At 50.7% G+C, this 17,619-nt stretch carries 16 protein-coding genes; 5 read left to right on the forward strand and 11 right to left on the reverse strand.

The genetic code is table 11. The features are described 5' to 3' along the window. The first annotated feature begins 123 nt into the window (after window positions 1-123). Entirely contained in the window at window positions 124-1,020 is an 897-nt protein-coding gene (locus JOE25_RS17765; protein ID WP_209637635.1) for a LysR family transcriptional regulator, read from the forward strand. 30 nt (window positions 1,021-1,050) lie between these two features. On the opposite strand, the gene JOE25_RS17770 is transcribed toward JOE25_RS17765, so the two are convergent. The 10 genes from JOE25_RS17770 to JOE25_RS17815 form a co-directional block, all read right to left on the reverse strand. Beyond that, window positions 1,051-3,180, reverse strand: coding sequence for a TonB-dependent siderophore receptor (locus JOE25_RS17770; protein ID WP_209637416.1), 2,130 nt, complete (start codon window positions 3,178-3,180; stop codon window positions 1,051-1,053). A 160-nt stretch (window positions 3,181-3,340) separates the two neighbouring features. Continuing rightward, window positions 3,341-4,477 carry an ABC transporter substrate-binding protein gene (locus JOE25_RS17775; RefSeq protein ID WP_209637418.1) on the reverse strand — a complete coding sequence of 379 codons (1,137 nt, stop codon included), beginning with the start codon at window positions 4,475-4,477 and terminating at the stop codon, window positions 3,341-3,343. Window positions 4,478-4,563: 86 nt separating this feature from the next. Next, on the reverse strand, window positions 4,564-6,711 hold the full coding sequence (locus JOE25_RS17780; RefSeq protein ID WP_209637420.1) for a phospholipase C, phosphocholine-specific: 2,148 nt from the start codon (window positions 6,709-6,711) through the stop codon (window positions 4,564-4,566). 123 nt (window positions 6,712-6,834) lie between these two features. Then, window positions 6,835-7,677: an NADPH-dependent 7-cyano-7-deazaguanine reductase QueF gene (queF, locus tag JOE25_RS17785; protein WP_209637422.1), complete on the reverse strand. Its 843-nt coding sequence runs from the start codon at window positions 7,675-7,677 to the stop codon at window positions 6,835-6,837. Then, window positions 7,655-8,551, reverse strand: a complete 897-nt coding sequence (locus JOE25_RS17790; protein WP_037416671.1) for a queuosine precursor transporter — start codon at window positions 8,549-8,551, stop codon at window positions 7,655-7,657. Before JOE25_RS17790 ends, queF begins: the two co-directional genes overlap by 23 nt. Continuing rightward, window positions 8,552-9,166 carry a helix-turn-helix transcriptional regulator gene (locus JOE25_RS17795; RefSeq protein ID WP_209637424.1) on the reverse strand — a complete coding sequence of 205 codons (615 nt, stop codon included), beginning with the start codon at window positions 9,164-9,166 and terminating at the stop codon, window positions 8,552-8,554. Window positions 9,167-9,788: 622 nt separating this feature from the next. Then, a complete protein-coding gene (locus JOE25_RS17800; RefSeq protein WP_037416677.1) occupies window positions 9,789-11,084 on the reverse strand; it encodes a cytosine permease in 1,296 nt (431 codons plus the stop codon). Between the two features lie 20 nt (window positions 11,085-11,104). Continuing rightward, window positions 11,105-11,794: a PAS and helix-turn-helix domain-containing protein gene (locus JOE25_RS17805; protein WP_209637426.1), complete on the reverse strand. Its 690-nt coding sequence runs from the start codon at window positions 11,792-11,794 to the stop codon at window positions 11,105-11,107. A gap of 25 nt (window positions 11,795-11,819) precedes the next feature. After that, on the reverse strand, window positions 11,820-12,230 hold the full coding sequence (locus JOE25_RS17810; RefSeq protein ID WP_209637428.1) for a GNAT family N-acetyltransferase: 411 nt from the start codon (window positions 12,228-12,230) through the stop codon (window positions 11,820-11,822). A gap of 344 nt (window positions 12,231-12,574) precedes the next feature. Next, complete coding sequence (locus tag JOE25_RS17815; RefSeq protein ID WP_209637430.1) at window positions 12,575-13,495, reverse strand: alpha/beta hydrolase; 921 nt, start codon at window positions 13,493-13,495, stop codon at window positions 12,575-12,577. Window positions 13,496-13,932: 437 nt separating this feature from the next. On the opposite strand from JOE25_RS17815, the gene JOE25_RS17820 reads away from it, so the two are divergent. Next, window positions 13,933-14,721, forward strand: a complete 789-nt coding sequence (locus JOE25_RS17820; protein WP_209637432.1) for a winged helix-turn-helix domain-containing protein — start codon at window positions 13,933-13,935, stop codon at window positions 14,719-14,721. Between the two features lie 25 nt (window positions 14,722-14,746). Further along, a complete protein-coding gene (locus JOE25_RS17825; protein ID WP_209637434.1) occupies window positions 14,747-15,193 on the forward strand; it encodes a hypothetical protein in 447 nt (148 codons plus the stop codon). Between the two features lie 67 nt (window positions 15,194-15,260). Here JOE25_RS17825 and JOE25_RS17830 read toward each other — a convergent pair whose 3' ends face one another. Further along, on the reverse strand, window positions 15,261-16,004 hold the full coding sequence (locus tag JOE25_RS17830; protein ID WP_209637436.1) for a winged helix-turn-helix domain-containing protein: 744 nt from the start codon (window positions 16,002-16,004) through the stop codon (window positions 15,261-15,263). Between the two features lie 414 nt (window positions 16,005-16,418). Between JOE25_RS17830 and JOE25_RS17835 the strand changes: the two genes are divergently transcribed. Both JOE25_RS17835 and JOE25_RS17840 read left to right on the forward strand, forming a co-directional pair. Beyond that, on the forward strand, window positions 16,419-16,976 hold the full coding sequence (locus JOE25_RS17835) for a fimbrial protein (RefSeq protein ID WP_209637438.1): 558 nt from the start codon (window positions 16,419-16,421) through the stop codon (window positions 16,974-16,976). Window positions 16,977-17,054: 78 nt separating this feature from the next. Then, the gene (locus JOE25_RS17840) at window positions 17,055-17,600 is read left to right on the forward strand and encodes a fimbrial protein (protein ID WP_209637440.1); all 546 of its coding nucleotides are present in this window, start codon (window positions 17,055-17,057) and stop codon (window positions 17,598-17,600) included. Window positions 17,601-17,619: the final 19 nt, after the last annotated feature.

Here is a 17,619-nt window from a genome sequence, read left to right on the forward strand (position 1 = left end):
TTAATTAAGCGAAATAAGAATTTGGTTATTTATTATGTTTTTTTCGAATGTACACAATGGAATCAGGCTAAATAAGATGCCAATATCTTGCTATTGATAAACAACGGTTATCACCCTTTGCCTATGCCCGCCTCAATAAAATTGCACCAATTACGTGCGTTTGTCGAAGTCAGCCGACAGGGCAGCATCCGTGCCGCCAGCCGCACCTCACGCCTTTCTCAGCCCGCACTGACCAAGTCGATTCAGGAACTGGAACAGGTGCTGGGAGCCAAGTTGTTCGTCCGCCGTAGTCAGGGTGTGGTGCTGACCGACTGCGGCGATAACTTTTTCCAACATGCCAGTCTGATCCTCGAAGAACTCCGCGTAGCGCAGGAGGATATTCAGCAACGGCTGGGGCTGGCAGGGGGATCGGTGAATATCGGCGTCGGCGGCAGTATTGCGCGAACGGTGATGCCACAGGTGATTACCCAGTTTCATCGTGAATACCCGAAGGTTAAAGTCAGGATTGTTGAAGGGCAGTTGGTGTCGATGATCCCGGAGCTGCGCCAGGGTGAACTGGATTTTACCGTCAATACCTATTACCCCAGCAGCCTGGATAACGAATTGCAGTACGAACGGCTGATGGAGAAAGAGTACAAGGTAGTGGTACGGAAGGGCCACCCGATGGAAGGGGCCACGTCGCTCAAGCAATTGCAGCACTGCGACTGGACCATGCCGACGCCAAAAGGCAGCTATTACCGGCTGCTGCATGATTTGTTCGGGGATTTGGGGATGGCGCCGTCGATCAGTGTCACCTGCGAGACTTTTATGGCCTGCACCAGCCTGGTGGCGCAAAGTGACTTCGTCAGTATTTTATCGGTAGATGTGATCTCTGATCCGATATTGGGCAAGCATTTGGTGCCGCTGGCGCTGGAGGAAAGTCTGCCAAAGGCGACGTTTTATCTGATTCAGCGTAAAGACACCACGTTGACGCCGATGGGTGCACACTTGGCGCGCTTGTTTCGTCTGCACTGTCGGTGAGATTAGCGCCCCCGAAGAGGGCGCTGATGCTTAGAATGCCACGGAACCCTGCACGAAGAAGGTGCGCGGTTCACCGACGTACTTACCAAAGTTGTTGTCGTTGGAGCGGGTGAAGTAGCGCTGATCGAACAGGTTTTTTACCCCGGCACCCAGCGTCAGGTTCGACAACTGCGGCCCAAAGTTATACTCCCCACGCATATTCCACACCATATACCCGGCGATGTTACCAAACTGGCCGTCGGCGCTTTCCTGGGTCACGTAATCCGGCCCGGTGCCCGGAGAGTGCTGCTTGGACTGAGCATAGCTGTCCAGATTCCACACCCAGTTACCTGTGGCGTAGCGGGTGCCGACGGTATACACCTGGCGTGAATAAAACGGCAGGTCTTTACCGGCGAAGTCGCCTTTGTCGGTGCTGGCCTTGGTGTAGGTGTAGCTGGTATAGACGCTGGCGCCGTCCAGCATGCGGCTGAGTTCGCTGAGATCATAGCTGAGTGCCAGCTCGATCCCCTTGTGCTTGGTCGCCCCCATGTTGGTCCAACCCACATCGTTGCTGATGTACTGCAATTGGTTGTCGAAGTCGATGTAGAACAGCGTGGCTTCGGCTTTGACGATGGTGTCGTCATAGCGGGTACCGAACTCATAAGTATGGGCTTTTTCTGCTGTCAGGCCCGGTGCCGGCTGGTTGCCGTTGCCGCCTTTGGTCAGCTGGAAGTATTGCATGCTGCCGAATGAGGTATTGGCGTTGGCGAACAGCTTCCAGGCGTCCGACATGTGGTACATGACATTCAGTGACGGCAGCGGTTCGCTGTAGCTCTTCTCGCGGCTGATGTTGTTGAATGAATCATCGACATGGGTGCGGATGCTTTCATAGCGCAGGCCAGGAGTCAGCGTCCAGTTACCGACGTTAATGGTGTCGTCAATGTACAGTGCGTGGGCCGCCGTGCCGCCGGAGGTGTGCTGGTAGTAATCCGGGGTTTCCGGCGTGGAGCCGATATTCGCCGGGTTGTACCAGGCGGAGCGCGAGGCTTTCTCGTCCATGGTTTCGTTCAGGTAGCGGTAGCCGAGGGTGATCTCGTGTGCCATGTCCCAGAAGCGGAAGACCTGCGAATAGCTGGGTTCAATCGCCCAGGTGGAGTAGTGGCGCGGGTAAGACACCATGCGCTTCATACCGGCGTTTTTGCCGGTGCCTTCCGATTCGATACTGCTACCGCGATAGCTGTCGGTGAAGTAAGTCAGTACTTCGAACTGCTTGTCGTCTTCCTGGTGCTTATATTTGAACGACATGTCCTTGCGACGGCCTTCAAACTGGTCCCACGGGCGGGTCGACTGGAACGGGTTTTGTGCGTACTGCGCGCTGCTTAGCCCGCCCGGCATTCCTGCTTTGGCATCGTAATAATGGAAATTGGCCAGCAACTCATCACGATCGGTAAACGCATAGCGCGTTTTCAGCATGACGTCGTCGATATCCGTGTTGTCATTATTGTCGCGATAGCCCTGGCCGTGCAGGCCGGAATACAGCAGTTCTGCGCCGAAGCCGTTGTCAGCGGTGCCACCGAGCGAGGTGCTGGTCAGGGTTTTCAACCCGCCGTGGCTGGCCCCCTGGGTTTGCACGCTGGCTGAGCCACCAAAGGTTTTCGGAATGTCTTTGGTGACAAAGTTAATCACGCCACCGACGTTTTGTGGCCCGTAACGCACCGCACCGCCGCCACGCACCACGTCAACCGACTGCAGGCTGCCAATCGACAACGGTGCCATCGACAGCTGTGGCTGGCCGTAAGGGGCAACCGCCAAAGGTACGCCGTCCATCAAAATGGTGGAGCGGGGAGAGAGGCGAGACGTCAGGCCGCGCACACCGACGTTGAGCGAAATATCGCTACCGCCGGTGCCATTGCTGTCGCGTACCTGTACGCCAGGCACGCCACGCAGCGTATCGGCGATGGTCTGATCGCCTTGCTCATGCATCTGTTGTTCAGTAACGATGGATCTTGCACCAGGGTGGTTAAGCAATACGGAGCTGGTGTCGGGGTTATCCAGCCAGTTGCCAACAACGGTTATGTTGTCAGTGGGCGTTTGGTTTTGAGATTTATTATCAGCAGCAAGGACGGGTAGCGCCATGGCAACGGACGCTGCCAACAGAGAAAGACGAAAAAGGATTGACATAATAATGCCTTAAAAGTTTCAAACCCAGATGTGTTTTTTTAGAAATGACAATCTTAATGATAATTATTGGCAAGTAAATAACTTTGTTGCGGAATAATTCAGCGGGCAATTAAATGACGACAGGAACGTCAGGGCCCGGCTGACGGGCCCTGTGTGAGGATTATTTCGCGGTGACCCAAAACACACCGCTGTAATCCAATGCGGTGAATTTGTGGTGTACCATTTCAATATCCGCTTGCGGATCAATATCTTTAAATAAGTCCGGATGCAGGAATTTGGCGATCGCCTCGACCGCGATGAAATTCAACGGCGTATCATAGAATTGGTGATAAATCGCCATTACGCGTTTTTCTTTGACGGCCTTCAGCACGTTCAGACCGGTGCGGTTCATCAACACAGCCAGCTTTTGCTGAGTGGTGGCGGCATCTGTTGCGTAACCCAAGGGGACTGCCATCGTGCCTTTATGGCCGCGACTCCAGTCAGCACCCGTCATCAGATAGAAATCCGGGTTGCTGGCGATCATCTGCTCCACATTGACTTCGCCGCCCATTTCCGCAAACAGCGTGCTGCCGATGTTGTTGCCACCGGCGGTATCAATAAACTGGCCAAAACTGCCTTTGCCGAAGGTGTTGCAGCATTGCTCGCCTTTCATGCCGGCACTGCGTTCGATAAACACACTAGGGCGTTGCTCTGGCTTGAGCGTCGCCACCCGTTGGCGTACCAGATCGAGCCGTTGCTGATAAAGCTGAATAAAGGCATCGGCGTTCTGCTGTTCATCAAATACGTTGCCCAACAGCTGCATGCTGGCGACGGTGTTCGTGAGGGGTTGTTGGCGGAAATCGATAATCAGCACCGGGATGCCGATTTTTTCCAGTTGGGTCAACACGCCGCTGTCTTTCAACTTGCTCAACAGGCCGATGTCGAAAATGATCAGATCTGGCTTACGAACCACCGCGCTTTCAACGCTGAAATCACTGACGTATGGGTTATCGAACGTGGGGATCTGCATCACCTGCGGGAATTTCTTCGCGTAGGCCTCCACCAGATCTGGCGCTTTGACCTTCAGTGAATTGTCCCAGGCGATGATGTTTTTCAACGGCTCCTGCGGGTGCAGGATATTCAACGCCAGCAGTGCACGGGCATCAGCCAGGATCACGCGTTTCGCCGGTTGTGGCAGGGTAACCTGGCGGCCGGCAACGTCGGTCACGACGATTGGCGCAGCCTGAACGGCACTGGCTAGCAGCAGGGCGCAGGCGGCCAGCCAACGGCTGGTTTTGGCAATAAGAACGGCGAGCATGGAGATCCTTGAGCATGGGGCGTTGAATAAAGAAGCTAATGATAATCCATATCCTTTCGCTTTTTGAACACCCCAGTGCGGATATCTTATGCTTTACCCATGAGTGGGTCGCTGACGCTGTGTTCGCCCGTTTCCAGCCTGCCCGCCAACCGCCGTCGCCAGCCATGGGAACCTTCTAGTGAAAGATCGTACCAGCCGCCGCTGGTTTTGGCGTCAAAGGCTTGCTGATGGCGGCCACCTGCCGGCAGTTCAATGTGCCAAGGGCCATGTTGCGTATAGGGGCAGCGGGCGATCGTTACCGTTGTTGTCTGGCTACCGGGGTTCGTGAGCGTGAGCGACAGGCCGTCACCCTGTGGGTTCAGACGCACTTCCGGCTGTGATTGGAGAAGGGTGCCGCGTAGCTCACGGTGAAAGCCGTTGGGGCCGAGTAGCCACAGATGGTATTCGTCTGTTGTTGACCAGTTATCGCTGACGGCTTTGCCGGCCTCGACGGTATAGCGCTGTGGGATCTGATCCAGATTCAGTCGATCGTAAACGTGGAATACCGCGCCTTGCGCCCCGGTATTGTAGAGATTGAGCGTCACCCTGTGCTGCTCGGGGTAGCTGGTGGCCTCAACGTGCAGTTGATAAGGCAGTGCACGTGATGGACGCGCCAATCGGGATTGGTGTGGCAATTGCTGCTTGTCCGCGGGGGGCAGAGGTACCTGCGGCAACTGTTCCTGTCGTTGGCGCAGGCTGTCGGCGGCGTGGCGACTGATGGCCGGCAAACGGGGTAAGGTTTCTCCGTTCGGATCGACAAAGTTGAACGCGGAGGTGAGATCGCCGCACACCGCCCTTCGCCAGGCACTGATATTCGGTTCATGCACCTGAAAGCGTTTCTCCAAAAATTGCAGTACCGAGGTGTGGTCGAACACCTGTGAATTGACCCAACCGCCACGGCTCCAGGGCGATAGCACCAGCATGGGCACGCGTGGCCCGGGGCCATAAATACGGCCGTCCGGTGGGGGTTGGTCCTGCGAGCCCGGTGGAGCAACGTGTTGAAAGATTTCACTGTCGAACGGCACCGTCGATTTGCCGGCAAAGCTGCCATCTTCGCGTAGCGATGGCGCGGAAGGTGAAGGCATATGATCGAAGAAACCGTCGTTTTCGTCGTAATTGACCAGCAGTACGGTCTTGCTCCACACCTCGGGGTTGTCGGTCAGCGCATTGAGAATTTCTTGCGTAAACCAGCCCCCCTGCACCGGACTGGACGGCCCGGGATGCTCCGAATAGGCTGCCGGTGCGATAATCCAACTCACCTGCGGCAGTTTGCCCTGCTGAACGTCGGCGCGGAAACCGGCTATCATCGCGCCCAAATCATTGCCGTTGGCGGCGGGCAGGGTATTGCCATTCCCTTTGTACAGCGGCGCTTCGGCATTGAGTTCATCGCGGTAGGGCACAAAGGCGGTGAAGTCTTTCGGCGGCTGCGCCGGATTACCGACCTTAACGCTGGCGGCGCGGTATTGGCGAAAACCTGCCAAGGGGTTGTCGGTGAAGTTATCCGGCAAAAATTGATAGACCTTCCAACTGACGCCACTGGCTTCCAACCGCTCAGGATAGGTATGCCACTGGTAACCGACCTCTACGGGGCCGGGGCTGTCCCATTCGTTAACCACGACCGCGACGTCGGCCGCAGTCGGGCCGTTGGTCCCGGTCCAGTGGAACAGGCGGTTGGTATTGGTACCGGCGTGGATCGAACAATGATAGGCGTCGCACAGAGTGAAGGTTTCTGCTAGCGCAAACTGGAAGGGCAATTCGTGGCGGCGGTAATAACCCATCGAGGTCGGCGTTTTGTACGTGGGCCAGGCGCTCATGCGGCCGCTGTCCCAGGCGGACTGTTCGTCTACCCACGAGTGGGGTGTACCGCTAACCCGTTGAGCATTTCCGCGTTTGCTGTCCAGGTGATAGGGCAAGACCAGTCGATCTGTCCCTTGTTGTTGCCACACATGGCGATCGTCGGGCAATGGAATGGTAATACGATCGCTAAAGCCGCGCACCCCAGGCAGCGTGCCGAAGTAATGATCGAAAGAGCGGTTTTCCTGCATCAGGATCACGACGTGTTCGACATCGTTAATCGTGCCGGTGCGGTTATTGGCCGGTATTGCCAGGGCTTTACGGATCGAGGCAGGTAACAGTGAAAAAGCCGATCCGATGGCGGCAGCCCGCAGTACTTCTCTGCGCGAAAAATCAGGCATGCGTCGTTTTACTCCCCAAGGTTTGCTTTGAAGATAGTCGTTAACGACGGTAATGGCGAAAAATAACAAGGAGATGAAAGGGGGAGAAATAATGCCCCGCATCGGGGCATTATTGAGGAAGGCTTATTGCCTGATCAGGCGACCCAGTGTTGGTTCGGCTTCAAAATCGCTGCGGAACGGGTTGATGTCCAGACCACCGCGGCGGGTGTAGCGGGCGAAAACGCTGAGTTTTTCCGGCCGGCAGCTTTGTTTGATGTCGTTAAAAATGCGTTCGACACACTGCTCGTGGAACTCATTGTGCTGGCGGAAAGAGATCAGGTAGCGCAGCAGGCGCTCGCGATCGATTTTCCGGCCTTGATAGTGGATCACCACGCTGCCCCAGTCCGGTTGGTTGGTGACCAGACAGTTGGATTTCAGCAGGTTGGAGGACAGCGTTTCCGTCACGGTTTCCGCTTGATCGCAGGTTGCACCGTGCAAATATTCTGGTTTGAAGTCAAAGTCATCCACGGCGATGTCCAGATCGTCAATATTGATGCCCGGCAGGCGATCTATTTGCGATGAATAACCGTCCAATCCTGGATAGAGTTTGACGCCGACCTGACCGTTGGCGGCCTGCGACAGATCTTTTTGCATCGCGGCGCTCACCTGTTCAACGCTGTCAAAGCGCGTCTGGTTAAAGCTGTTGAGATACAGCTTGAATGACTTGGACTCAATCAGATTGGTGGAAGAATGCGGCAGAGTGAACTCGCCAATGCCAACCACTGGCTTGCCTTTGGCGTTGAGCCAGGACAGTTCGAAGGCGGTCCATAAATCCACGCCGTGGAACGGCAGGTTTTGTTCATCTACACCGATCAGATCACGGCCGCGTGCGCGCGGCAGGGCCTCGAGCAATTCGGGAGCATACTGGTCCGGGTAATCGGAGTTAGCGCCAAGATGGGTGATTTTATCTTGTTTTTTGATATGCATATTCGTTGCTCCTTGCAAGATCGGTATTGATATAGCGGTTAAACAGACTACGAGCGGCGTAAATCGGGCCGACGCCCACCAGGGCATAGACCACCTTGATCAGGAACTGCGACAGGATCATGGTTTTGATGATGTCCCAGCTCAGGACGTTGTAGAACGCCAGTGTACAGAACACCACGCTGTCGATGGCTGAGGCGACAACGGTACTGGTGATCACGCGCACAAACAGGTAGCGGGAGTTGGTCAACTCTTTGATTTTGCAAAGCAGGTAGGAGTTAACATTCTCGGAAATTAAATAAGCCGCAGAGGAGGCAACCAGTACCGCCATAATGCTGTGGACGATACCGTCATAAGTTTTGCTGAACTCCCATTGTGGAATGCTCGGCACCAGGGTGGTGGCCCAAACGCCCAGCACAAAAATCAGGTTGGCCATAAACGAGATGATGATGGTGCGCCTGGCCAATCGTAGTCCGTAAAACTCGTTTAAAATATCGACGAGGATAAAAGTGAGAGGATAAATAAAAATGGCTGGTGGTGTGATCAGGTTTAACGCGGGAATTTGAATCGGCTTTACGCCGCACAGCGTTGAAAAGATATAAATCACGCTGAGTGCCACGGTAATGATCAAGTAGGCGTACCAAGAGCGCTCATGGCGATCGCTAAGTTCATAAGCGGTTTGCTGCTGATTGTTGCCATAAATCTTGCGGTACAGTGCCTGCAGTTCATGTCGGCTAAGATCTTCCGATATTTCGCTGTCGGCCAGCTCATTGAGCCCCATAGTGATGGTTTTGCCGGTGGCTAATACCATGACATTGGCCGCGAGGGTGCCATGCCGGGTAAAGCCCAATAGCTTGAACTTTTGATTAGGTTCCATTTATAGCCTTTCTCCAAAGATATAACCCAGGAATTGCACGGTATCCTGATTGTTTTTCTCCATGCTGCTTTCTTCTTTGTCATTAATGACAAAGAAACCGTTTTTTCCCGAGTGATACAATAAAGGCGAATTGCAAACCAGCACCGGCGGGCGTTTTATAATAATGACCTCGCCAGGGATAAATGAACCTTTTATTTCGGTCTCTATTTTCATTGCTACCATATTTGACTCATCGCCGAAGAAATAAGTCAAAGGAAACTCTGTCACCAACTGCCCAATCTTCCAGCCCGTAACGGATAAAAATCGCGATTGAGGAATAACTGGAATGGCAGAAGGGTTTTTATTCCCTTCGGTTGAAAGGGTTTCGTTGAGCAGCTCCAGTTTTTCCAGATCATAGTCTTCGATCTCCTCACAGGAAACGCCAAAGAAGTCTGAAATCCGGTTAACGGTGGCTTGCTGCACATTGTTGACCTTGCCATCCAGGATTTTATAGATGGTGGTGCGTGTCAGGCCAGTACGGTTAGAGAAGGATGCCTTGGTTTCGCCCCGTGTGCGCATCAGATATTCAATATTCTTAATGATGTTGACTTTGCGCTGGGCGTTAGTGGTCTTCATAAGCATTCCTTACAATATTCTGGCCAGCTTTACTATATCGCACGCACCGGCATTGTCCAGAACGGACACAGAGATTATGCCGGTAACCGGCTGATTACACTTTAAAAATGAAAGGGGTTCTATCCCTTGCCGTGGTCATGAAGGCTTTTATTAATGTGCGCATAATGAGAAATAAAGGTAATCAAATACAAATCAATCACTTACGTCTTAATCTGTAAAAAGTGAACACAAAAGTGGGTTTTGTGTCTACTTTTGTGTTGACCAGGGTGGATTTTGTGAGCTAATGTTCACCCATACTGAAGTGTTTATTGACGATCAGAAGGGTTAATAGGCAATCGTCTGACTGCTTCTATAATAAAAAGCTCGGAGAGGGGGCGTTTCCATTCTCTGAGTATTAAAGGATGTTTTAGCTACTGACACCAGGGAATTCCAATTACGCCATCGGCTGTAACGCTACAGTTTAAAACCCACCAATCTATATTGATGCCAGTCGGCTAGTTAGCCGACCGATATCTATTTATGCCTTGACGTTATCACTCGGCGATTCTATTTCTTTTTCTACTTGTTTCTTATTTCCCCACTCTCCGGCAGTGAGAGAGTGGAGAATATCACTCAGGCCAGATTAGCTTTGTGCAGACGCCGGTTTCTGAGAGCGGCTCACTGTCAATTTGAGCGCCCAGTACAGCAGGCTGGCGGCCAGTAACGAGTTGATGGTAGGCACACCCCACTCAGTCACCAATCCGACGATGCTGCCGGCAATACTGGCGATGATGGCCGCCCAGCCAATGGTTGGCGTCTGGTCAGGCAATTTTCCTTCCTGGCGGCTCTCATCCAGAATTTTACGGTGAGTGCGCAACAGATAATAATCAACCAACATAACGCCGATAATCGGCGGGAATACCACACCAAGTACCGTCAGGAAATCGACAAACCGATCCAGAATGCCCAACACGGAAAGTGTGGTGCCCAACACGCCAATCACTAACGTGGTTGCGGTGTATTTCAGCCTTTTACCGGTCATGCCTTCAACGGCGTTGACGATGCCCAGTGACGATGAATACAGGTTGAGGTCGTTAACCCTCAAGGTGGAGAACACGACGACCAGCAAGCCCGCGCCGCCGGCAACTTGCGACATGATGGTGACCACATCCGCCGTGCCGAGCGTTTTGGCAATCAGCAGCGCCAGGCCGTTAACCACGAACTCTCCGGCGACAATGGTGAGAATGGTCACGCCAAATACATGCTTGCTGTTTTTTGAGTAGCGCGTTAAATCGGGGGTCATCAGGCTGGCAACAATAGCGCCGCCGACCACAATAGTGATACCGGCGCTGATCGACAGCGGATCACCCGGCGGCATAAGTTGGATAATCTCCGGCAGATTATGGCCGGTGAGGGTGATATAGGAAATATAGGCCACCAACATAATAAACATCGGCACCGCAATTCTGGCGGCAATGCGCAAGGCCTTGAAGCCAAACGCCACCAGGATGGTCAATAGGGTACCGGACAGCCCGGCCGCCAGACCAAAGCCCAGTTTATTGCCAAGAGCGAAATCCAACGATTTGGCGAAGATGGCATTTTGTATGCCAAACCAACCCAGCAGGCTGACAGCGACGACGACACCGATCAGGACCGAACCCAAGCGGCCGAAACCGCACCAACGGGCGAGCAGGCTACCGGAGATCCCTTCGCGCATCCCCGCCAACCCGAGGCCGTAGGTCACTACGCCAAAAATCAGGCTGCCGACAAAAATGGCGGTGAATGCATCGATCAGCGTCATGGAATGGCCCAACACGGCGCCAAGCATAAACTGATCCAGAGCGGTCAACATGCCCATATGCACGATAGCTACGCTTAAAAAGGAGACTCTTTTATCCTGAGGTACCCGGGTTAACGGATAGTCTTCAATTTTGATCACGGTGAGGTATTCCTTGCTATTTAAATAAACTGGATGCCTTTCGCTATCAGGCGATCGGGAATATAGCTGTCCAGACGCGCATATTTGCAAAACTCCTCAAACTGCTGCTGTGTGTGGACATCAGATTTCTGATAAATGTTATATATTCTGTTTTCTATGGTTTTATTGCTGATGTTATATATTTTGGCTATTTCTTTCACCGACAGCCGTTGCAACATTAAAAAGATAACGTCCAGTTCAGCACGGGTAAAAATAGTGCTGTTGGTTTCCGTGGTTAATACGCTGGGTTTATGATGATTGATATAATTAAGCGGGGATAATGTGTTGAGCGGCTTGGCGTTCCACATCACCCCGAAGACTTCTTTCTTATCGTTGTAGATGGGCAGTTTTTCGCTGATAAACGGTGTCAGGCTGTCTTTCCCATACCAATAATGGGTTTCTATCACGGCAACCCGATCGCGTGAGATCTCGGTCATTTTGTCATGCTCGACAAAATCGGCGGCAGATTCGGCCCAGTCGGCGGGGAATTCGTCGTCTCGCTTACCGGCTATATCAAAACTTAATGGCGTGTTGGTATAGAGGTAGGCGGCCCGGTTCATGTAAAGATGACGGGATGCCAGATCCTTGATGCCCCATGGCTCACTTAAGTGCTCCATCATGGCAATCAGGCCCTTCAAATAGAATTCATTACTTTTATCGGGCGAATCCATTCTGACCTCACCGATTAAGATTGGGTTATAACTTTTTCGCCAGGTAGTGACGCGTATGCTTTTTGGCATAATCGCCTAAGTTGCCGTAAACCTGATAGCCCAATTTTTCATAAAAGCCTCGGGCCTGGAAGTCGAAAGTATCGACATAAGCCATGTGGCAACCGCGCTTCTTGGCTTCTTCTTCGGCTTGTAACATCAATTGGCGGCCATAGCCGCTTTTCTGATATTGCTCGCCGACCCAAAGATACTGTACTTCAAGCCCGCCCCACCAGGTTCTGGCAACCAGGCCGGCGACGATTTTGCCTTCGTCATCGGTAATGGTCAGGAACAGCGGGTGGATATCGACATGTTCGGTTTTTTCGTTGTGAGCCCACAGGCTATCAATGACGAACTCTTCATCTTGTGGGTTTGGTTGATCGGTAATATTGATATTCATTGTTGTAATATAATTCCCTGTGATAATAATTGTTTTTGCAATCAATTTGATGTCTACCAACGGGTTTAACTATCACTTTTCATAATGTATTACAAGGGTGGTTTTCCCCCGTTCCCGTCGGTGGGGCAAACCTTTATATTAACTGTGACGGGGCTAGAAAATAGCGCAATACGCGGTAATAAATAGCGGTAAATCCTGTCCAGTCAATCTCTTCTTATTGTGCCTCACCAGGGCCTCCTTCAGAAAATACATTAGCCATTCAGGCTCCACCGGTAGAGCAAGCTAACTTGCCAAAGGGGAGCCGCCATGTTCAAAATTCCCCAGAGTCAGCAACTGTAATCCCATCATTTATCCTGAGCGGTACCCTTGGCGATGTCTTCCAATGCAGGTGCGATAGCCGCACTGAACATAGCACCGTGATCCAAGCCTGGCCATTCCCGGAAATCAACCTCAAGTCCCTTTAGCGTACCCAACCGTTCGGCCAACTGCTGAGCTGCATCTGCGGGAAGTGGAGCCTGCTTGACATTGGGCGGTGCTGAACGCATTTTCTCGCCACCGCCGGTCCATAACCACAGATGGGCAGATAACGCAGGATGTCGATCAATAACCCGTTGTGCTTCTTGCAGAATAAAGCCTTTGCCCCACCAGAGAGAGGGTTCAACCGCGACGTAATGTTGGAACGCCGCTGGCTGGGTTAGCAGCGTATGCAGAACGAACAGACCGCCGTAAGAGTGTCCCCACAGCGTTTGCTGTTGAGGATCAACGGTAACCTTCGCTGCAACTGCCGGTTTCACCTGACGTTCAATCAGTTGCAAGAAGGCATCTGCGCCGCCATTGGGCCGCATCCCACTGGTTTGCAGTGCGGCCGGGGTGTAATCGTAGCTGCGGCCATTGGCATCGATACGCAAATCGTTGTCATAACTGATCAGCACCAATACCGGCGGCTGTTTTTGTGCTGCAAGCCGTGCCAACAAGCTGGCATTCAGCTCCATCAGTACCGCGTTGCCGTCCAAAAAGTAGATGACCGGATACCCAGCCGGTGGCGGGGCGATACGCGGCTGCGCGATGCGGATGCGGTAATGGCGCTGGCCATCCACTGAATTGAACCGTAAATCACTGAACTGATAATCAGGTGACTGTGTATCGGCGATGGTCACGCCAATTTTACGTTCCAGATCGGGCCTGGCCTGCACCAGCATGGGGGAGCCAACGCCGATAATCAGCGAGATGACAAAGGTAAGACTGCGAAGAAAAGAGGATGCCATGCTGAGCCTGTTCAACTGAAAAACCTCGATAATAACATCTCATCAGTAAATGGGGGGTATGGCCGTTCAGCGGTCGCCATAAAAGTAAAGCAGCCCGGTGATGTGCTCAGTGGGTTGATAAGGAGGGAGGGCGAAGCTGGATTCAGAATGACCCAATCACAATCCCACTGTGCGTAGAGAAATCCATCCCTCATATTGTCGTACCTGAATATCAAAATCGGGTTCGTAAATTTACCCTATCAGGCAAGACGGTGGTATTTCTTCGCCAACTATGACGTTAATAGTTACCCAAGGGCCGTTAATGTTTTTCAATAGGCTATTGTTTTATATAAAATTATACCATTGCGTTAGGAATTTTCTTAGTCGTTGTTCTATGGTAATATAACCATGCTTAATAAAGGTGAATTATTGTTAATTAGTTTGTAGGGCAAGGGATTATGAAATATATAATTAATAATAATATTAAATATCATGAAGATAGATCTGAACTGGTTGTACTGAATGATAACATCCCGCCGGTTGCCTTGACGGCAACCCTGAATCGCTTGCTCTCCGCCTTGGTCAGAAACAATAATCTGGTGCTTTCTCGCAATACGCTTCTGATGCAGGTCTGGGAGGCGCATGGGCAAGTGGCCTCCGGCAATAATCTCAATAACACCATTTCTATCCTGCGCAAAATATTCGCTTCGCTCGGCGAAGAGGACATTATCGTTACCTTGCCCCGGCAGGGGTTTATGTTTACCGCCGCGACGCTGGAAACGGCGGACAGTTTGGCTGCCGATTTACCGGCTACAGAACTCCCGAATGACATGGCGCAGACATTGCCTGTTGTTTCGCCACGTTTTGCTCGTCTTAAAGGTGTTGCTTTGAGCACACTGGTTCTGTTGGCTGCCGTCAGTGGCGCTTGGGCCTGGTCGGACCTTGGATATTCACCGATTAAAACGAGGTCCGTGGGTAAAATAGGCAGCTGTGACGTTCAATTCATTACGTCTTACCATAAGGTGGGCTCCGGCCAGGTCGATTTGACCCATTTGAAGGAACTGTTGGCGCAAAAAAACGATATCAAATGCACCGAGCCAGCGACGCTATTTTTTTACGACACCTTATCGCTAATGCCGAATGCCGCCGGGCGATTCAGAACCTCTTATTTCTATTATTGTCCTGAGAAGCAGGTGAGTTCTAGCCAAGTGCAATGTGAGAATTTTTATGAAAATAAGGACTTATAGTTTTTTTCGCCGTTGCGGCTATGGGATGGCAGCACTGCTGGCGCTGGTTGTCTGCGGCATTTCCGCTTACGCGTTGTTTTTTAGACCCCAGCTCCCAGAGTGCCAGGCGACATTATGGGTGACTAATCAGCTAAAAGATAAAACGATGCGGCGCGTATTGCTGATTAGCATCGCACCAGAAGGTGCACGACGGGCAAAGGTGTTGATTCACGGCAGTTTTTTCGACGGATATGTCAGATACAACATTGACCGTGCGGTGATAATGGATTATCAACGCCAAGGAGATAACTATACGTTTACCGTGCGGGAAAACAACAATAGACCGGCGGATTCGCTAATAGCACCCGAATTGAATCGGCGTATGCCAATGCAGGGGCAACAGTATCATTTACGTATTGAACAAATAGACAGCCAGCGCTTCTTATTTGTTGGAAATTACGCTCCGCTTTTTGTCTGCAGCACTGTACGGTAAGTTGTATCCCCTTGGAGTAAGACAGCCAAGGGGACTAAAAATCTGACCCTGGGGGGCATATAGAATTTTAATTATTATTATTGATGTAATTATTAATACAAGGGCTGCTAATTTCACGCGGACAAAAGGTTATCTGCTCCTCATTACTCTGTGAGTTTTCGTTACGGATGTTATCGTAATAGTAGACGTCTGCTTTACTTTTACAGTTAAAGCCCGCTTGCTGAATGATGCCTCTAATCTTATCTAAACTCCCACTCCCCAATTTCATACTGTAGATCTGACAGCGCTCATAATTCCCTAGCGGATAGACGTTAATGCGAGTGCTGTTCTGATACAGCACGATGGCAGCAAACGGCACCAGGCAAGCAGCAGTGATCATGATTAAGCGCTGAAAAGGATTCCATAACCTTTTTTTGGTTGACGGAGAATATTCATCCTGCCAGGAAAATTTATTTTCATAGGCGTAGGGTTCATCCTCATTCGCTATCTGATGAATGACTTTGGCGGAAAATTTAAACCCTTGGCGTGGATAGGTAACGATAAGCTCCTCCTCCCCAAACTGTGCCAGAGACTTTCTGAGCCCGGACACGTAATTATTAAGGTTATTATTGGATGCTTTTAAACCATACTCTACCCAAACCTCATTAAGTAATCTATCTCGCAACAAGAGAACATCATTATTGCGAATAAATAAAGAGAGCAAGCGGCACGTCGGTTTCAACAACGCCAGCTTACTGCTCGCATTGTCTATATGCATTAGCGTGCCTTCCTCTTCATTATAGAGGACGTTGTCATTAATATTAAAAATCATGTCATTTACCTGTCAACTTTCCTGTCGAGAGATGATTCTGAGACCTTATGACTTTTTTTTCAATCCTACTCAATATGAGTAAATAGGATTTATCTCTATATTCTTATAATATCCGTAAATAATTGCTTATGTTATAAGTACATTAAAATAAATATGTGTAATTAATATGTCTTTTTTAGGTTTAAAACCTATCTATATGCTATTTTATTTTATAATATCCTGTGTTTTTGTCTATTTCACGCATAACATTTTATTTTGGCTTTGAAGAAGGTAACTTTGTTCCCACTGATACGGAGCGCTAAACGTTATGTATCGGCACTCAAACAACGCTTGGATAAATTAACCCTCAGCGTTGATGATCTGATGATGGAATACATTGATTTCTCTTCTTGCTAAGGAATGTAAGGGCTTTATATGAAACTGAATAAAATTATGCTGGCTGCAGTGATGGCTTTTGGTGTTTCTTCTTTCGCTAACGCAGCAAACCAGGGCAGCGGTTCAGTCACCTTTACCGGTGAAATTATCGATGCACCATGTTCAATCGCACCAGGCAATATTGATCAGACTATCGCAATGGGCCAAATCTCTAACCTGAGCCTGAAAGATGGTCGTGCGTCTGAATTAAAACAAGACTTCAAAATCGTGTTGGAAGATTGTACTTCAGCAACAGCGAAAACAGTGAAGACCACCTTTACCGGTGAGCCGGGCGGCGCTACAGGTACAGATAAGAAAATGGTTGCTCTGGGCAGCGGCAGCACTGCTAAAGGTGCAAGTATTGTTATTACCGATACCAAAAACAGTAATGCCGTTGTTGAGCTGGGTACCGCAACGACCGGTCAGGTTATTGCTGCAGGTGATACTGATGCCGAGCTGGAATTCCAGGCTTATCTGAAAGGCAATGGTGGCGCTCTGGACACCATCGTTCCTGGTGCGTTCACCAGCGTTGTTAACTTCGCTCTGAACTACCAATAAGCAATATTCATAAGCGTATTCAGCATGCGGGTAACCGCATGCTTTTTAAAATGGAACCTTATTGCCAGGAACGTGTATATGTTTGAGAAAGTCCAAACCTTAGTGGCACCTTCCCTGTTGACCCTGATTTTTATTACCCAGCCATTAATGGCACAGAGCTCTGTGATTGGGTGGGGAAGGGTCAATATGGAAGGCGCCATTGTCAATGCTGCTTGTGCAATTGAATCTGCGAGCCGTGATCAAACTATCGACATGCAAACATTACCGGTGGAACAAATTGCCCGGGATGGTAAGGGCCTGACCAAGGCATTCAGCTTGCGGTTATTAAATTGCAGTTTAACAGACGCAGGAAAAATGCAACCCGGCCGTCAACATTTTCAAATGATGTTTGATGGCAGAGCCGATAACGGATTGTTCGGGGTGGCGGGAGATGCAACGGGAATAGCATTACGTCTTTCAGACAGCGTCGGCAATGTTATTTACCCAGGCTTGACCATGCCGATAGACGGCACGGTAATAAAAGAGAATCAATTAAACTATTCAATGCAACTGGTGGCTAATCGCCAAGTGTTGCGTGCCGGGGATTATAGAACCGCTATCCGTTTTAAATTGAATTACTACTGATTATAAATAAGTTAAAGGT

The sequence above is a fragment of the Serratia sp. PL17 genome (genome assembly GCF_017832355.1).
In the GTDB taxonomy this organism is placed as follows: Bacteria; Pseudomonadota; Gammaproteobacteria; order Enterobacterales; family Enterobacteriaceae; genus Serratia.

Excerpts from the sequence above, each read along its gene's own strand:
- JOE25_RS17825 (WP_209637434.1), top strand. The coding sequence starts at position 14,747 with ATGGCAGCACTGCTGGCGCTGGTTGTCTGCGGCATTTCCGCTTACGCG.
- JOE25_RS17770 (WP_209637416.1), bottom strand. The coding sequence starts at position 3,180 with ATGTCAATCCTTTTTCGTCTTTCTCTGTTGGCAGCGTCCGTTGCCATG.
- JOE25_RS17805 (WP_209637426.1), bottom strand. The coding sequence starts at position 11,794 with ATGGATTCGCCCGATAAAAGTAATGAATTCTATTTGAAGGGCCTGATT.
- JOE25_RS17775 (WP_209637418.1), bottom strand. The coding sequence starts at position 4,477 with ATGCTCGCCGTTCTTATTGCCAAAACCAGCCGTTGGCTGGCCGCCTGC.
- queF (WP_209637422.1), bottom strand. The coding sequence starts at position 7,677 with ATGCATATCAAAAAACAAGATAAAATCACCCATCTTGGCGCTAACTCC.
- JOE25_RS17790 (WP_037416671.1), bottom strand. The coding sequence starts at position 8,551 with ATGGAACCTAATCAAAAGTTCAAGCTATTGGGCTTTACCCGGCATGGC.
- JOE25_RS17830 (WP_209637436.1), bottom strand. The coding sequence starts at position 16,004 with ATGATTTTTAATATTAATGACAACGTCCTCTATAATGAAGAGGAAGGC.
- JOE25_RS17840 (WP_209637440.1), top strand. The coding sequence starts at position 17,055 with ATGTTTGAGAAAGTCCAAACCTTAGTGGCACCTTCCCTGTTGACCCTG.
- JOE25_RS17780 (WP_209637420.1), bottom strand. The coding sequence starts at position 6,711 with ATGCCTGATTTTTCGCGCAGAGAAGTACTGCGGGCTGCCGCCATCGGA.
- JOE25_RS17810 (WP_209637428.1), bottom strand. The coding sequence starts at position 12,230 with ATGAATATCAATATTACCGATCAACCAAACCCACAAGATGAAGAGTTC.
- JOE25_RS17815 (WP_209637430.1), bottom strand. The coding sequence starts at position 13,495 with ATGGCATCCTCTTTTCTTCGCAGTCTTACCTTTGTCATCTCGCTGATT.
- JOE25_RS17820 (WP_209637432.1), top strand. The coding sequence starts at position 13,933 with ATGAAATATATAATTAATAATAATATTAAATATCATGAAGATAGATCT.
- JOE25_RS17835 (WP_209637438.1), top strand. The coding sequence starts at position 16,419 with ATGAAACTGAATAAAATTATGCTGGCTGCAGTGATGGCTTTTGGTGTT.
- JOE25_RS17795 (WP_209637424.1), bottom strand. The coding sequence starts at position 9,166 with ATGAAGACCACTAACGCCCAGCGCAAAGTCAACATCATTAAGAATATT.
- JOE25_RS17765 (WP_209637635.1), top strand. The coding sequence starts at position 124 with ATGCCCGCCTCAATAAAATTGCACCAATTACGTGCGTTTGTCGAAGTC.